Origin of the sequence: Stutzerimonas stutzeri KOS6, assembly GCF_000307775.2 — a bacterium.
GTDB classification, from domain to species: Bacteria; Pseudomonadota; Gammaproteobacteria; order Pseudomonadales; family Pseudomonadaceae; genus Stutzerimonas; species Stutzerimonas stutzeri_B.
In genome coordinates, this window is record NZ_KK020677.1 from 315,112 (window position 1) to 331,467 (window position 16,356).

Here is a 16,356-nt window from a genome sequence, read left to right on the forward strand (position 1 = left end):
CATGATCACCACGCTGCGCCATTCGCAACCCGGTAGCGGTCGCGCCACGCGCAAGCCGCTGCCGCGCGGTGCGAGTCGCCTGGTGGCGCCGCAGCCGCTGTCCCGGCGTCTGCCGCGGCCGAGTCTTGTGGGGCTCAAGCGTTTTGTCTGGCCGGTACTGCTGGTGGGCCTGGTGATCGGGCTCTACCAGTTGGGGCAGCTCCTGTTGCCCTATGCCGACCGGCCAATCGCCAAGGTCAGCGTGCAGGGTGAAATGGGCTACGTCAGCCGTGAGGCGGTGCAGCAGCGCATCGCGCCTTTCGTCGAACAGAGCTTCTTCAAGGTTGATCTGAACGGCATGCGTCACCAACTCGAACAGATGCCGTGGATCGCTCACGTCGAAGTTCGCCGCGTCTGGCCGGACCAGGTCGTGGTGCGCCTGGATGAGCAATTGCCGATTGCCCGCTGGGGGGGTGAAGCATTGCTTAACAATAAAGGTCAGGCTTTTGCGCCGGATGACCTAAGTCGATATGAACACTTGCCACATTTATATGGTCCGAAGCGGGCCCAACAGCGTGTCATGCAGCAATATCAGATGCTCAGCCAGATGCTGCGGCCGCTGGGATTCTCCATTGCCCGTCTCGAACTACGTGAGCGTGGGAGCTGGTTCCTGACCACCAGCCAGGGCGTCGAGTTGTTGCTGGGGCGGGATCAGGTTGTAGAAAAAATGCGTCGTTTCACTGCCATCTATCAAAAGGCACTGGAGCAGGAAAGCGAGAAAATCGCACGGATCGATCTGCGCTATGCGAACGGCCTGGCCGTTGCCTGGCATGAGCCGATCCCGACTGCGACGGATACGACCGTCGCCGTGAAGAATTGAGGAATGAAACACATGTCGAGCGTGCAAAGCGGCAAGATGATCGTCGGTCTGGACATCGGCACCTCCAAGGTGGTGGCGCTGGTGGGTGAAGTGACCGCCGACGGCGAGATGGAAATTGTAGGGATCGGTACTCATCCCTCGCGTGGGTTGAAGAAGGGCGTGGTGGTCAACATCGAATCCACTGTGCAATCGATCCAGCGCGCCATTGAAGAAGCCCAACTGATGGCCGGCTGCCGCATCCATTCGGCCTTCGTCGGCCTGGCTGGCAACCATATCCGTAGCCTGAATTCCCACGGCATCGTGGCGATCCGTGACCGCGAGGTCAGCACTGCCGACCTGGAGCGTGTGCTCGATGCTGCACAGGCCGTGGCAATCCCGGCAGACCAGCGCGTATTGCATACGCTGCCACAGGATTACGTGATCGATAACCAGGAGGGCGTCCGCGAGCCGCTGGGCATGTCCGGTGTGCGCCTGGAGGCCAAGGTGCACGTGGTCACCTGTGCGGTGAACGCCGCGCAGAACGTCGAGAAGTGCGTGCGCCGCTGCGGTCTCGAGGTGGACGACATCATCCTCGAGCAGCTGGCTTCGGCTCATGCCGTGCTGACCGACGATGAGAAGGAGCTGGGCGTGTGCCTGGTGGACATCGGCGGTGGCACCACCGACATCTGCATCTTTACCGAGGGTGCGATTCGCCACACCGCAGTCATCCCGATCGCCGGCGACCAGGTCACCAATGACATCGCTATGGCGCTGCGCACGCCGACCCAGTATGCCGAAGAGATCAAGATTCGCTATGCTTGCGCCCTGGCCAAGCTGGCTGGCGCCGGAGAGACCATCAAGGTTCCCAGCGTTGGCGACCGCCCGCCGCGTGAACTCTCCCGGCAGGCCCTGGCCGAGGTTGTCGAGCCGCGTTATGACGAGCTCTTCACCCTCATCCAGGCCGAACTGCGGCGCAGTGGTTATGAGGATCTGATCCCTGCCGGGATCGTCCTCACCGGCGGTACAGCGAAGATGGAAGGAGCCGTCGACCTGGCCGAGGAAATCTTTCACATGCCGGTGCGCCTGGGCGTGCCGCACAGCGTCAAGGGACTGGCCGACGTAGTACGCAACCCCATCTATTCGACGGGCGTGGGCCTGTTGCTGTACGGACTGCACAAGCAGGCCGACGGCGTGCCCACGCCTGGCCTCGGCAATTTCGCCGAAGACACCAAGACATCTGTTCTGGACCGGCTCAAGGGCTGGATCCAGGGCAATTTTTAAGCAGCGCGCTGTTCCACCAAAACTAGAAAGCTGGAAGGAGAGAGGGAAATGTTCGAACTCGTAGATCATACCCCGCAAAGTGCAGTCATCAAGGTCATCGGCGTTGGCGGTGGCGGCGGCAACGCCGTGAACCACATGGTCCGCAACAACGTCGAAGGCGTCGAATTCATCTGCGCCAACACCGATGCCCAGGCACTCAAGAAGGTTGAAGCGCGAACCGTACTGCAGCTTGGTTCCGCCATCACCAAGGGCCTGGGTGCTGGCACCAACCCGGATATTGGCCGTCAGGCTGCAATGGATGATCGCGAGCGCATTGCCGAAGTGCTCGAAGGCGCCGACATGGTGTTCATCACCACCGGCATGGGCGGCGGCACCGGCACCGGCGCTGCTCCGATCATCGCTTCGGTCGCCAAGGAAATGGGCATCCTGACCGTGGCCGTGGTCACCCGTCCGTTCCCCTTCGAGGGGCGTCGCCGTATGCAGGTCGCCGACGAGGGTATCCGTGCCCTGTCCGAATGCGTCGACTCGTTGATCACGATTCCCAACGAGAAGTTGCTGACCATCCTGGGCAAGGACGCCAGCCTGCTGGCGGCGTTCGCCAAGGCCGATGACGTGCTCACCGGTGCCGTACGTGGCATTTCCGACATCATGCAGCGTCCTGGCCTGATGAACGTCGACTTCGCCGACGTCAAGACCGTCATGGGCGAAATGGGCATGGCCATGATGGGCACCGGTTGCTCCACCGGACCCAATCGTGCGCGCGAGGCAACCGAGGCCGCCATCCGCAATCCGCTGCTGGAAGACGTCAATCTGCAGGGCGCACGTGGCATTCTGGTCAACATCACCGCTGGTCTGGACCTTTCCCTTGGTGAATACGCGGCGGTAGGCGAGATCATCGAGGCCTTCGCTTCCGACGAAGCCACCGTCAAGGTCGGCGCGGTGATCGATCCTGACATGGCCGATGAGCTGCACGTCACCGTGGTCGCTACCGGCCTCGGTCCGCGCAATGAAAAGCCGGTCAAGGTGGTGGACAACACCATGCAGACCACCGTAGCGGCTTCTTCCGCGCCGGCACCGCGCCAGCATGAGCACGCGGCCGTCAATTACCGCGACCTGGAGCGCCCGACCGTTATGCGTAACCAGGCTCACGCTGCCGCAACCGCGGCCAAGCTGAACCCGCAAGAGGATCTGGATTATCTGGACATTCCGGCGTTCCTGCGCCGTCAGGCCGATTGATTGAAGTTATCAGGAGTATTGTTGTGATTGGTGTTCAGCAAAGTTGGCATCTGCTATTATCGCCGCCAATTGTTGAAAACTATTCGCAACTAGTGCTACAGCGAAGCAAAAGGCCATGATCAGACAACGCACCCTGAAGAACATCATTCGCGCCACTGGCGTCGGCTTGCATTCGGGAGAGAAGGTTTATCTCACCCTGAAACCGGCACCGGTGGATACCGGGATCGTGTTCTGTCGCACCGACCTCAACCCGCCCGTGGAGATACCCGCGCGGGCGGAGAATGTTGGCGAAACCACCATGTCCACCACGCTGGTCAATGGTGACGTCAAGGTCGACACAGTGGAGCATTTGCTCTCGGCAATGGCTGGCCTGGGGATCGACAACGCCTATGTCGAACTCTCCGCGTCGGAAGTGCCGATCATGGACGGCAGCGCCGGGCCTTTCGTATTCCTGATTCAATCCGCCGGCCTGCAGGAGCAGGACGCCCACAAGAAGTTCATCCGCATCAAGCGTGAAGTGACGGTCGAGGAGGGTGACAAGCGCGCGACCTTCCTGCCTTTCGACGGCTTCAAGGTGAGCTTCGAGATCGACTTCGATCATCCGGTCTTCAAAGGCCGCACCCAGACTGCCAGTGTGGACTTCTCGAGCACTTCCTTCGTCAAGGAAGTCAGCCGTGCGCGCACCTTCGGGTTCATGCGCGACATCGAGTTCCTGCGCTCGCACAATCTGGCGCTTGGCGGCAGCGTCGAGAACGCCATTGTGGTGGACGAAACCAGTGTGCTTAACGAAGACGGCCTGCGTTACGAGGACGAGTTCGTCAAGCACAAGATTCTCGATGCCATCGGTGATCTCTACTTGCTGGGCACCAGCCTGATCGGCGAATTCCGCGGCTATAAATCCGGCCATGCGTTGAACAACCGCTTGCTGCGCACCCTGATGGAACAACAGGATGCGTGGGAGCTGGTGACCTTCGATGACCCGCAGACCGCACCGATCTCCTACATGCGTCCGGTGGCAGCCGGTTAAGCTGTACCTCTCTTCCTAGATTCAAGGCCACCCTCGGGTGGCCTTTTTTTCGCCTTCACGAAAGCAGACACCGCAAGGGGCAAATGCCCTTGGCGGCGCGATCGGCCTAGTTCATGCCATCCAGTAAGCCTGCCAGATCATCGGCATGCTCTTCCTCCTGCGCCAGGATGTCTTCGAATATGCGCCGGGTAGTGGGGTCCTTGTCGCCGATGTACTGGACGATTTCGCGGTAACTGTCGATGGCGATGCGTTCGGCCACAAGGTTTTCGAAGACCATGTCGCGCAGGCCGTTGCCTTCGGCGTATTGAGCATGGGCGCGTTCGGTGAGGCTGTCGGGATTGAAGTCGGGTTCACCTCCCAGCTGCACGATGCGTTCGGCGAGACGGTCGGCATGCTCCTGCTCCTCGTTGGCGTGCTCGAGGAACTCGTCGGCGGCGACGCTGGATTTCAGCCCACTGGCCATGTAGTAGTGGCGCTTGTAGCGCAGGTAGCAGACCAGCTCGGTGGCCAGCGCTTCGTTCAGCAGATTGATCACCACCTCGCGGTCGGCGCTATAGCTCTCGGTGACCGCGCCGTTCTCGACGTGTTGACGGGCCCGCTCGCGCAGACTCTGCTTGTCGCTCAGTTGTACGTAACTCATCGCCATCTCCTGGTCTGGGTGCACCGCTGTGCAGTGCTTCACGGTTCGCCAATTGAGATCGGGATGCTGGCGAAAAGTTTAGCCCGCGACCTCTTCCGGCGGCGGAGCTTCAGGTTCGGACCGGCCAGGCCCAGGCTCATCGATGGGTACCGGCTCGTCTGGGTCCTCGCGCTTGGGGTTGCCCGGCGACAGCGCTGGAGGCTGCTGGCTGGTCACGGCTGGCAACATCAACTGAGAGCCTTCAGTAGCTCGTCCTTGCGCATCTTCGAGCGGCCACGAATGTCGCGCTCGCGGGCCTTTTCCATGAGCTGGTCGCGAGTCATGTCGGCAAGGCTGGTGCTGGATGAGCCGGAGCTGCGTGCCGAGCCCTTGTTGGGTGATTTGCCCTCGCGCGCATCGGCGGCGCGATGGGCCGAGTCCTTGCGGTCTGCGCGCTTGGCGGTCTCGCTCTTGCTCTGGCCGGAACCGCCCTTGCGCTCGCCGCCACCGGATTGCTTGTTGACGGTGGCCCATGCGCGCGCCTCGGCCTCTTTCTCGGAAACGCCACGCTCCTCGTAGCTTTCCTCGATGTGCTCGGCCTTGCGCTGTTGCTTGTCGGTGTACTTGGATTTGTCTCCTTGCGGCATCGTGGCATCCTCATTTGCAGAATATTGGGGATATCTGTCAGGGAAACCGGCAGTGATCTGCCTCGGTTGGCGCTTCTAGCGCAGGTCGCGCTGGTTTTCCTCGAGTTGCGTGCAGGTCAGGAAACCCTGGCCGTCCACCCGTCCCGAAGCGTCGAAGCTGACGTAATAGGGCTGCTGCTTGCCGTCGCGATTGAGAATGTAGTCGTGGCACAGACCAGGCGCGCTCTTGCGTGCGCTGGCATTGGAGGGCTCACCGCCGATAGCCAGGACCTGCGCCTGGGACATGCCGGTCTCCACGTCACGAACCAGGGGCTCGTCGCGGAAGGTGATCCGGTCCACCGGGTTCTGCACGTTCCCCGAGCAGCCGATGAGCAGTACTGCGGGAACGATGGCGTAAATGGCGCGCTTGTACATGGGAATTCCTCGTGACGGAGAGCCGTATCCTTATGGCCATAGGGTGGGTGACAAGGTTCAATGTGCGGCATGGCGACGCTATCAGCGGTCACGCGGTGTAATCTGCGGTTTGTGTGACGGCGCCTGATTGGCAACGAAGATGCGCCCGAGCGGGTCCGCGTGTTGCGCTTGATGCAACCTTCCAGTGGCTCGCGAGCGTGTGCTAATCCGAGCGGCCTGCCCGGCGTTTGTGCGCGGCACGCCGTGCAGTGTGCCGTTCCAGGCGAGGCATCAGAACGAAGATCGCCAGTGCCAGCAATGTGCCTAGCACTGCGGTGGCGGCATGACCGAGGCCGGCCGCCACGCCGATAGCCGCGGTGAGCCAGATGCCGGCGGCGGTGGTCAGGCCCTTGACGTCCTCCGCAGAGCTGCCCTTGAGGATCGTCCCTGCGCCCAGAAACCCGATGCCGGTGACCAGCCCCTGGATAACCCGGGATATATCCTCGGGGGTCATGCCGGCCTGTACCGGTACCAAGACGAACAGGGCGGCACCGAGCGCGACCAGCATGTGCGTGCGCAGCCCTGCGGCCTTGCGCCTGCGCTCGCGTTCGTAGCCGAGCAGCCCGCCCAGGATCGACGCGATCAGCAGACGGCTGCTGACCCGTGTTGCGTCCTCAAGGTCGATGATGTCGGAAAACTCGGCGGCAACGGTGCTGGAGACTATCGTCCACCACTCCATGTTGCTTCTCCATACTGGATCGTTCAGTTTGGAGTCGCGGCGGCGGACAGGGTTCTCTAGTCGGAGACCCGGAAGCGCAGCATGCCGATCATCTGCCCTGCTTCGGTAACGACGCGCACGCGCCAGCGGCCTGCCGGCTGCGCGGGAAAGTTGCGCTTGTGTGTCCAGGCTCGATAGCCCGCTTCACGACCGCCGCTGATGTCCAGGGCGATTCGGTCGACTCGTCGACCGTTGTGCGTCCACTCGTGGTAGATCCGCTCCTTCAGGCCGCGTGGCGCGTTGATCGCCGTATAGGCATACAGGCCGTTGCTCTTCAGCTCGGTGCTGGTCAGCTGTTTCAACCCCTTGCCCGGTTTGCGCTGGCTATCGTCCAGGCTCATGGTCACCGCGACATCGGTCAGCCATAGCGTCGCCGGCGGCACCCAGGTTCGTCCCAGCCAGCCCGCGCCGCCGAGGGCGATGGCCAAGAGCACGATGCCCGGCACGGTGCGCCAGCTCAAGCGTGGGAACAGGCCGCTGAGACTGGGCAGCGCCAGCACCACGGCAACCACCAGCGCCAGCTGATAGCTCTGCGGCGTCGAAAGATGAAGGATGATCGGCAGTGCGGTCAGCAGTACGGCAAACAGGGTCAGGGCATGAAAGCCCAGATAGACCCAGCGTCGCGGCGCCAGCCATTTGTAATACAGCGGATCGATCAGTGAAACCAGTGCCGCCATCCCGAGCAGGCCCGTGAACAGCGACTGGCCGCTGTTCCAGGTGGTGGTGATGGCAAAGAACGGGATGATGAAGAACAGGCTTTCCTGATGCACCATCTGGGTCGCATAGCGCAGCAGCGGCGGTGGCACCTGCCAGCCGAACCAGCGTTCCAGGCTCCGGCGCAGGCTCGATTCCAGTACCAGCCAGAGCCAGCTGACCAGCATCACCAGTGCCACCACCTTGGCCAGGCCGGCATGCCGTTCCACCAATACGAAGCTGGCCACCCCTGAAACGAAGCCGAACAGCGCGACCGTTCCGGGGTAGCGGCGAATCAGCCGGCTGACGAGTTCGAACAGGCGTGATGTCAGGCGTTTGAAATGCATCAAAATTCGAGTCCGGATACGACGTGCCGGGCAGCGGTATCGGGCCCTGCCGGGAAGTCGTGGCGCGTTGATGAGTGGAGGCAGCGTCGAGTTGCGCTGCCGCTGTTCGCTGCGGCATTCGACGCGCCCCTGGCCAGTGCCCGATTACCGGGGCGTGGCGCTGCCGCGATGGGCCGTGGACAGGTCATGCTGGATGTGACCGCCTGGTGCCGCAGCCATTCCCGCCAATGATCAGGAACGCAGCGCAGACGCGATCGCTTCTTGCACATGCGCATATGACCTGGCCACACCCGCCGGCAAGCGAACCTGTGGCAGCCCGACGGTCTGGCATAGCCGATCCATGAAATCCTGGTCTGCTTCCGGTTCGTCCAGATTGATCACACAAATCGGCGTCAGCTCGACCTTGTCGCACAGTACGAAATCGAAACGTGCCGCGGCAATCCGATTGGTGGCCTGGTACCAGTAGGCCCGCCGGGCGATGGCGGTGACTTCGACGACATCGGCAACGCTCACTTTGGGCAGGATCAAATAACGCTCGCCAACGGCGCATTGCAGCATCTCGAGCAGTTCACGCTCAGCGGGTTGGAACAGGGGCGCCTTCAAGCGATAGGGATACTGCAGTGCCGGGTGATTGAGCTGGCGATTCTTGACGAAAAATACCAGTACGAAGCAGGCGAATGCTATCAGCGTCAGGGCGAGCCAGTTCATTTATTTCTGTCTCGACATAGGGCGGCTGTAAGTCTTCTGGGCAGGTTCATTGCACGGCCTCCGGAGGCGGAAAGGTGCGCCTATCGTTGTGGAGTCCTGGTCGATCATTTCGTTCGCAGGCTTTATCCACGTCAGCTGTGCACCGTCCTGTGGATAAGCGTTGGGTGGCTGGCTGCAGCGCAGGTGACACTGGGCTCAGACCGACCTGATCAAAAAATGTCCGTTTCGCCGGTAAGCGCCTGAAAAACCTGCGTCCCGGCCCGCTCTGGTAGCAGGCGAGAGGCATGCCATTGCTTATCCACCGTGGCTGTGGATGCTCATGTGTATAACCTGGTAAAGCCGGGCTGCAAGCGGCGCGCTGCAAGGGCTGAAGTAAAAAGAACAATTTTTGATCAGTCGGGGATGAGGCAGCCAGGCTGAGTCGCGCATCAGCTTGGAGCGCTCTTGGCCCAACGGCTCTGAACTGGCGGATTCCAGGCGTCGAGGAGCTCGATGAGGGTTTGTGGCTGATCGGCTCGTTGCAACATTTCGCGATGTTGGGGGCGTACGAAGCCTTCTTCGACGAGATGATCGAGGAAGTGACTGAGCTTGCTATAGAAGCGATTGACGTCCAGCAGTCCGAGCGGCTTGGGATGGTAACCCAGCTGTCCCCAAGTCCAGACTTCGAACAGCTCCTCCAGCGTGCCCAGCCCGCCCGGCAGCGCAATGAAGGCATCTGCCAGCTCGGCCATGCGTGCTTTTCGCGCATGCATGCCATCGACTACCTCCAGTCGGGTCAGGCCTGTGTGGCCGACCTCTGCGTCCTTCAGGCTCTGCGGGATGATGCCGATGACCTCGCCGCCAGCGGCCATCGCGGCGTCTGCCACCACGCCCATGAGTCCTACCGCGCCGCCGCCATAGATCAGGCGAATGCCTTTGCTTGCCAGCACGCGGCCAAGATCCTGCGCGGCCTGTTCATACACGGGGTTGGCGCCGCGGCTGGCGCCGCAGAAAACGCAAATGGAACGCAGGGACATCGTTTGCTCCGCTCTATATGGGTGGACGCAAAGGTTACGCCGCGCGGCCCAAGCGGCCAAGGCATCACCTGTCGTTCAGCGCGGCTCCGCTGGCAGAGGCGTAATTGGCGAACAGGCGCTCAAGCAGAATGCGGCTAGTCATCGGTCGATCTCCTTCGACGTTGAGACGCTCATGCTAAGTCGGGCTGATGCATGTTGCCGTTAGATTTTGGGCATGCCTGCGATAGCGTGTTTCCATCCGCCTGTTATCCCCGGGATCTGTGCGTCGAGCTGTGGATAAGCTTTGGAACGTATGCTGTAGGCGAAGCGTGGCGAGGCTTCTGGAGGTGTGTTCGTTTTTTGTACAGCGCCCTCGGGTGTGGCCGCAGGCCGCATTGCAGCGAGGTCTGAACAGTGGTGGGTGGATCGGAATGGAGCGCAAGTGCTGCCGGCCAGTTGCTTCGGTTATCCACGAAAGCTGTGGAAAACTCTGTGACTAGTTTGGGTACACAGTATCGCAGGCCTTGCCCGGTGCGGGCGCCATCTGCGTGAGCGAAAACTGCTCACCCGCAGCAGGGGCGCGGTCAGCGTCGGCCGTGCATCCCCGAGTCTTATGCCTGGGCATTCATTCATGGCGGGTTGGTTGTGGCCTGCCTGGGCCTAGTCGACACTCACTGACCAGACCCGACCCATAACAATCGCTGAAGGAGTTCTGCATGACCGATGCCATCCGCTTCGAAGACAAGGTAGTGATCGTGACCGGTGCCGGCGGTGGGCTGGGGCGCGCCCACGCACTGGCGTTTGCTCGTCATGGCGCCAAGGTCGTGGTCAATGATCTGGGCGGCAGCGCTCAGGGCGAGGGCGCCAATAGCTCGGCCGCGGACCGCGTCGTCGAGGAAATCCGCCTGGCGGGTGGTCAGGCGGTTGCCAATCACGATTCGGTTACCGAGGGCGACAGGATCGTGCAGCAGGCGCTCGATACCTTCGGTCGCATCGATGTGGTGGTCAATAACGCGGGCATCCTGCGCGACAAGACCTTCCACAAGATGGAAGACGCCGACTGGGATCTGGTCTATCGCGTGCATGTCGAGGGAGCCTACAAGGTGACGCGTGCGGCCTGGCCGCACATGCGCGAGCAAAACTACGGTCGGGTGATCTTCACCGCGTCGACCTCCGGCATCTATGGCAATTTCGGGCAGTCGAACTACGGCATGGCCAAGCTCGGGCTGTACGGGCTGACCCGCACCCTGGCTCTGGAAGGGCGCAAGAACAATGTGCTGGTCAATGCCATTGCGCCTACCGGTGGCACGCGTATGACCGAGGGGCTGATCCCGCCGCAGGTGTTCGAGCAGCTCAAGCCGGAGCTGGTCAGTCCGCTGGTCGTCTACCTGGCCAGCGAGCAGTGCCAGGAAACCTCCGGTCTGTTCGAAGTCGGTGGCGGCTGGATGGGCAAGGTGCGCTGGGAGCGCAGCCTCGGCATGGGCTTCGACCCGAAGACAGGCTTCGATGCCGAGGATGTCGCGGCTCATTGGCAGCAGATTTGCGATTTCGAGAACGCTGCGCACCCGGCAGACAACATCGAAGCGCTGAAGGAAATGATGGTCAACCTGCAGAAGTACGCCAACTGATCAGCTTAGGGCTGCTGCCGGCCCTGCCGGCAGAAGGCATCAGGTCGACGCTGCTACAGACTGCGGCTGTAGCAGGCGCAATGCTTTTTCCCGCGCCTGGCTGAGGTCGCGCACATACAGCAGGTGGCCTTGCAGGCGGTGAATGCCGGCGCGGCGCAGCTTCAGCCGCACCCGTGCATTGCTGCCGCTGAGGATCAGGGTAACGCCCAGCCTGCGATAGTCCACCAGTACATTCTCCAGTGCTGCCAGCGCGGTCATGTCCAGCATGGGGACCGCGCTGATGTCTACGATCACTACCTTGACTTCCGGATTGAAGCGCCGCAACGCGCCCAGTGCCTTTTCTGCTGCACCGAAGAACAGGGGGCCACGAATGGCATAGGTGGCGACATGCTCGGGCATGTCCCGAAGCAGTTGCCGCTGATCCCGCGAAAGTGCCGTGGTGTCGGTCAGCTCGCTCATGCGCTTGATGAACAGGCCCGCCGCCAGCAGCAGACCGACACCCACCGCCAGCACCATATCGAACAGCACGGTCAGCACCAGGCAGGTCAGCAGCACCAGCACATCGCTGCGCGGCGCGATGCGCAGTACGTGCACGACGTGAGGCGCCTCGCTCATGTTCCAGGCCACCATCACCAGCAGCGCCGCCAGCGCGGCCATCGGCAGGTAGCTGAACAGCGGTGCCAGCCAGAGAATCGCGACCAGGACCACGCCGGCATGGATGATGGCGGCCAGCGGCGAGAACGCGCCGGCACGCACGTTGGTCGCGCTGCGGGCAATGGCGGCCGTCGCCGTGATTCCGCCGAACAGCGGGGCGACCAGGTTGCCCAGGCCCTGGCCGATCAGCTCGCCGTTGGGCTCGTGATTGCTGCCGGTCATGCCGTCGGCAACCACGGCGCAGAGCAGCGACTCGATGGCGCCGAGCATGGCGATGGCGAACGCCGGTGCCAGCAACTGGTGAAACAGCTCGTAGGACAGCTGCAGCGGCTGGCCGTCCGGGCCCGGCAGCAGCCATGGCCAGGCGAAGTCCGGCAGCAATGGCGGGATTCCCGGGTGCGTCGCGCCATCCAGCGTGTAGCTGAAGCGCTCTCCCAGCGTCGCCACCGGCAGTCCTGATGATTCCAGCAACAGCCCTGCCAGAGCGCCAATGGTCAGCGCCACCAGATGGCCCGGTATCTTCGGCACCCAGCGTGGCCAGATGATCAGCACGGCCAGGCAGAGCGCGGCCACCAGCGCGTCGCCCAATTGCGTACTCGGGAGCGAGCTCAGCAGCAGGCCGATCTGGTCTACGTAATGCTGCGGCTGCTGCGAGAGCGTCAGTCCGAACAGATCCTTGATCTGCAGCGTGGCAATGACAATGCCGATGCCGGCAGTGAAGCCGAGGGTGACCGGGTAGGGGATGAAGGCGATGAGACGACCAGCGCGAAGCAGGCCCAGCGCAATCAGAATGAGGCCGGCGAGCATGGTGCACAGCAGCAGGCCGCCGAGGCCGAACTGTTGGGTGATCGGCAGCAGAATCACCACGAACGCAGCAGTCGGCCCGGAGACGTTGAAGCGTGATCCGCCGGTCAGAGCGATCAGGGGGGCTGCCACCAGCACGGTATACAGGCCATGTTGTGGCGCCACGCCCACCGCGATCGCCAGGGCCATCGCCAACGGGATGGCAATGATGCCCACGGTCAGCCCGGCACTGATGTCGCCACGCAGCGCGCGTGCTCCGTAACCCAGGCGCAGAGCCTGCCGCCATGCCGCGAACAGAGGGGGAAACTTCATGCCTGGGACGCTCCTTGTAGGCCTGGCGCGCCATTATAGGCGCTGGGGCATCTTCTTATTCGTGGCGAAGATCGCCCGGTATGCTGGCGCAGTGATGTACGACCTTGGTCGCAAGCCGCCCTGGCGCGTTGAGTGAGCCGCCTGCGAAGAGTAAACTGCCGCCCCCGTGAGACCCCGTGGACCGGAGGCGGCATGCGTAAAGACAAGAAGCAGGTGATTGGCGACGAGATCGCGGATGAGTCTATCAAGCTGTTTCTCCAGCCTGAACCGGCTGACGATACGCCCAGTTCGCTGCACAAACTGATCAAGGCCTATCGGGGCCTGCGCATCGATGACTTCGAGCGCTTCCTCGGTTTCTTCGTGGCCGCTGGGTACGATCTGGACGCCCGGAATGCCAAGGGGCAAGACTTCATCGACCTGATCGCCGATCAGCGTCATGCGAGGCCATATATCGAACTGATCGAGGCCATGCGCGGCTGAACCGCCAGGCGCCGTTTGGTATCGAAAGTACCGCCCGGTTGCCTGCGTGCATCATGCGAACGGCATAGTGGCAACCAGGTTCGGTAACAGGATTTTTAGTCGTTTTTCTCGCCGCATCCCCCCGTAGAGCACTGGGTCAGGCCCGCTCCGGATGAGCGGCGGCGAGAGGAAGGAGGCCAAAAGCCGCCCTTCCGACAGCTGGCAGGCAGCTTGGTGGCTGCCTGTTCTCGGGCACATGTTCCCGAGCAGCGGTATGGGCACATGCTCCGTTCCCGACCGTCTGGCTGGTGGGTTTTACGGGGCCGCGTACTGCGGTCACGACAGTTTAATGCTGTGATTCTGGAGAACGCGTTGATGACGCAACACGATAGCGAAGCAGTGGATATGGTGCTGGTGGGAGCCGGTATCATGAGTGCGACCCTGGCGGTACTGCTCAAGGAACTCGATCCCAATATCAAGCTGGAAATCGTCGAACTGCAGGAATCCGGAGCCATCGAAAGCTCCAACCCGTGGAACAATGCCGGTACCGGCCACGCGGGGCTTTGCGAGCTGAACTACACGCCCGACAGCAAAGACGGCCCGATCGATATCAAGAAGGCCGTGCTGATCAATACCCAGTTCGAGGTTTCCAAGCAGTTCTGGGCCTACCTCGCCGATCGCGAAGGCTTCGGCTCGCCTCGTGACTTCATCAATCCTGTGCCGCACCTGAGCTTCGTCCGTGGCAGCAAGAACATCGACTATCTCAAGCGTCGCTTCGACGCGCTGAAGACCCATCACGCCTTTGCCGACATGGAGTACAGCGAGGACCGCTCGACGCTGGCCGAATGGATGCCGCTGATGATGCCGGGCCGTGATGCCGACGAGCCAATTGCCGCCACCCGCGCCATGAACGGCACCGACGTCAACTTCGGTGCGGTGACCAGCCAGATGCTCAGCTACCTGTCGCACAGCGCCGGCGTCAAGCTCTCCTACAACCAGAAGGTTACCGGTATCGAGCGTACGGCCAGTGGCTGGAAGGTCGACATCAAGAACACCCGTACCGGCGACTCGCGCCGGGTGCAGGCCGGCTTCGTCTTCCTTGGTGCCGGTGGTGCCGCGCTGCCGCTGCTGCAGATGTCCGGTATCGAGGAAGGCAAGGGCTTCGGCGGCTTTCCGGTCAGCGGTCAGTGGTTGCGTTGCGACAACCCGGAGATCGTCCGGCAGCATCAGGCCAAGGTCTATAGCCTGGCGGCGGTCGGCGCGCCGCCGATGTCGGTGCCACACCTGGATACTCGTGTCGTCGACGGCAAGAAGTCCCTGCTGTTCGGGCCCTATGCGGGCTTCACCACCAAGTTCCTCAAGCGTGGGTCGTTCATGGACCTGCCGCTGTCGATCCGTCCGAGCAACATCGGCCCGATGATGGCCGTGGCCCGCGACAACATGGATCTGACCCGCTACCTGATCAAGGAAGTGATGCAGTCCATGGAGGATCGCCTGCAGACGCTGCGCGGCTTCTATCCCGAGGCCAAGGCCGAAGACTGGCGTCTGGAAATCGCCGGTCAGCGTGTACAGATCATCAAGAAGGATCCGAAGAAGGGCGGCATCCTGCAGTTCGGCACCGAGCTGGTGGCGGCAAAGGACGGCACCATCGCCGCACTGCTAGGCGCCTCGCCTGGTGCCTCGGTGACCGTTTCGATCATGCTGGATCTGCTCGAGCGCTGTTTCCCCGAGCAGTATCGCTCCGAGGCCTGGACGAGCAAGCTGCAGGAAATGTTCCCGGCGCGCGAAACCGTACTGCAGAAGGATGCGGCGGCCTATCGTGAAATCAGCGAGATGGCGGACAAGCGCCTGGGTCTGCAGTACTGAGCCCCAGTCACTGGCGTTGCGCCTGAACGAGAAGCCCCGCACGGATCGTGCGGGGCTTTTTTGTCCTGGCCGGGCATGCGATTCCTCTAGGCCGTTCAGGCTGCGCGCAGGCTTTCGGTAGGTAGTGAACGGCCAATCCAGCCCAGGTGCGCCTCCTGTACCAAGGCCCAGTTGGCGCTGCTGGGCAGCATGCGGCAAGCGTCCATGTTCGACGAGCAGCGCAAAGTGGCGAGGTGTGCGCTGGCTTAGCCACATCAGGAACTCCAGCATGGAGGCGCTCGTTGCAATCGGTGATGCAGCGGTTATCGCAGATGGCTGTGACAATCGCATGATGGAACGTGCGGCGGCCGGTCTGCATCTCATCACTGTCGGCCCGTGGCGGCGCTGGGTATACTGCGCAGCATTCGTCGCCCCTAACCCTGGAGAAAAACAGCATGCTGCAACGCCTGTTGTTCGGTCTTGTCACCGTTCTTGGAATGAGTCTGGTCGGTTGTGCTCACAGCCCACAGCAGCTCGATCCGAATCCCAAGCTCAACGGCACCATCAATCCTATCGGGCAGGGTCAGCCCGTGGTGGTACGGGTCGTCGATGCGCGCCCTTCACCAACCCTGGGCACCCGCGGCGGCCTCTATCCGGAAACCAGCGCGGTGATCGTGCCAAGTGCCAAGGTCATCCCCAAGCTCCAGGCGCAGACGGAAGCGGCGGTTCGACTGCTTGGCTTCACGCCGTCGCCGAATGCCTACAACGCCCCGCAGCTGACCCTGACGCTGGCCGATCTGAAATATCAGTCGCCGAAAGAAGGGTTGTACGTCACCGAAGCCAATATCGGCGCGACGCTGAAAGTCGAAGTGCAGAATGCCGGCAAGCGTTACAGCGGTCGCTATGGCGCTTCGCTGAACCAGCGTTTCGGCATGGCGCCCAACGAGCAGACCAACACCAAGCTGGTCAGCGACGTATTGAGCGACGCGTTGACCCGCGTGTTTCGTGACGAGAGTATCGGTCGGCTGCTAGCCGAGTAGCCCGCGACCGGCTCGTTCGGATGACGCATGAACCCGTCTTACTCAAGACGGG

The 16,356-nt window shown here is 62.1% G+C and carries 16 protein-coding genes; 8 read left to right on the plus strand and 8 right to left on the minus strand.

Annotated elements, in window-relative coordinates; translation table 11 throughout:
- The first annotated feature begins 1 nt into the window (after position 1).
- The 4 genes from B597_RS41955 to lpxC all read left to right on the plus strand — a co-directional run bounded on the left by B597_RS41955 (position 2) and on the right by lpxC (position 4,382).
- On the plus strand, positions 2-859 hold the full coding sequence (locus B597_RS41955) for a cell division protein FtsQ/DivIB (protein ID WP_003292521.1): 858 nt from the start codon (positions 2-4) through the stop codon (positions 857-859).
- A 12-nt stretch (positions 860-871) separates the two neighbouring features.
- Positions 872-2,119: a cell division protein FtsA gene (gene ftsA / locus B597_RS41960; protein WP_003292523.1), complete on the plus strand. Its 1,248-nt coding sequence runs from the start codon at positions 872-874 to the stop codon at positions 2,117-2,119.
- A gap of 48 nt (positions 2,120-2,167) precedes the next feature.
- Entirely contained in the window at positions 2,168-3,355 is a 1,188-nt protein-coding gene (gene ftsZ, locus B597_RS41965) for a cell division protein FtsZ (RefSeq protein WP_003292524.1), read from the plus strand.
- Positions 3,356-3,470: 115 nt separating this feature from the next.
- Positions 3,471-4,382: a UDP-3-O-acyl-N-acetylglucosamine deacetylase gene (gene lpxC / locus B597_RS41970; protein ID WP_003292525.1), complete on the plus strand. Its 912-nt coding sequence runs from the start codon at positions 3,471-3,473 to the stop codon at positions 4,380-4,382.
- 106 nt (positions 4,383-4,488) lie between these two features.
- Here lpxC and B597_RS41975 read toward each other — a convergent pair whose 3' ends face one another.
- The 7 genes from B597_RS41975 to B597_RS42005 form a co-directional block, all read right to left on the minus strand.
- Entirely contained in the window at positions 4,489-5,022 is a 534-nt protein-coding gene (locus tag B597_RS41975; RefSeq protein WP_003292526.1) for a ferritin-like domain-containing protein, read from the minus strand.
- A gap of 227 nt (positions 5,023-5,249) precedes the next feature.
- Positions 5,250-5,648 carry a Rho termination factor N-terminal domain-containing protein gene (locus tag B597_RS41980; RefSeq protein ID WP_003292529.1) on the minus strand — a complete coding sequence of 133 codons (399 nt, stop codon included), beginning with the start codon at positions 5,646-5,648 and terminating at the stop codon, positions 5,250-5,252.
- A 75-nt stretch (positions 5,649-5,723) separates the two neighbouring features.
- Positions 5,724-6,062: an osmotically-inducible lipoprotein OsmE gene (gene osmE, locus B597_RS41985; protein ID WP_003292530.1), complete on the minus strand. Its 339-nt coding sequence runs from the start codon at positions 6,060-6,062 to the stop codon at positions 5,724-5,726.
- Positions 6,063-6,264: 202 nt separating this feature from the next.
- Positions 6,265-6,780: an MgtC/SapB family protein gene (locus tag B597_RS41990; protein ID WP_003292531.1), complete on the minus strand. Its 516-nt coding sequence runs from the start codon at positions 6,778-6,780 to the stop codon at positions 6,265-6,267.
- Between the two features lie 56 nt (positions 6,781-6,836).
- Complete coding sequence (locus B597_RS41995; protein WP_003295069.1) at positions 6,837-7,859, minus strand: DUF5924 family protein; 1,023 nt, start codon at positions 7,857-7,859, stop codon at positions 6,837-6,839.
- A gap of 231 nt (positions 7,860-8,090) precedes the next feature.
- Positions 8,091-8,567 (minus strand): DUF2726 domain-containing protein, encoded by a 477-nt coding sequence (locus B597_RS42000; RefSeq protein WP_003292532.1) that lies wholly within the window; start codon positions 8,565-8,567, stop codon positions 8,091-8,093.
- 428 nt (positions 8,568-8,995) lie between these two features.
- Entirely contained in the window at positions 8,996-9,583 is a 588-nt protein-coding gene (locus B597_RS42005; protein ID WP_003292533.1) for an LOG family protein, read from the minus strand.
- A gap of 695 nt (positions 9,584-10,278) precedes the next feature.
- Between B597_RS42005 and B597_RS42010 the strand changes: the two genes are divergently transcribed.
- Positions 10,279-11,190 (plus strand): SDR family oxidoreductase, encoded by a 912-nt coding sequence (locus B597_RS42010; protein ID WP_003292534.1) that lies wholly within the window; start codon positions 10,279-10,281, stop codon positions 11,188-11,190.
- Positions 11,191-11,229: 39 nt separating this feature from the next.
- Here the strand turns inward: B597_RS42010 and dauA are convergent, their stop codons facing one another.
- Entirely contained in the window at positions 11,230-12,960 is a 1,731-nt protein-coding gene (dauA, locus tag B597_RS42015) for a C4-dicarboxylic acid transporter DauA (RefSeq protein ID WP_003292535.1), read from the minus strand.
- Positions 12,961-13,152: 192 nt separating this feature from the next.
- On the opposite strand from dauA, the gene B597_RS42020 reads away from it, so the two are divergent.
- From B597_RS42020 to B597_RS42030, 3 genes are all read left to right on the plus strand, one after another.
- The gene (locus B597_RS42020; RefSeq protein WP_003292537.1) at positions 13,153-13,440 is read left to right on the plus strand and encodes a PA4642 family protein; all 288 of its coding nucleotides are present in this window, start codon (positions 13,153-13,155) and stop codon (positions 13,438-13,440) included.
- 333 nt (positions 13,441-13,773) lie between these two features.
- On the plus strand, positions 13,774-15,285 hold the full coding sequence (gene mqo / locus B597_RS42025) for a malate dehydrogenase (quinone) (RefSeq protein ID WP_082321575.1): 1,512 nt from the start codon (positions 13,774-13,776) through the stop codon (positions 15,283-15,285).
- A gap of 434 nt (positions 15,286-15,719) precedes the next feature.
- A complete protein-coding gene (locus tag B597_RS42030) occupies positions 15,720-16,304 on the plus strand; it encodes a YajG family lipoprotein (protein WP_003292540.1) in 585 nt (194 codons plus the stop codon).
- Positions 16,305-16,356: the final 52 nt, after the last annotated feature.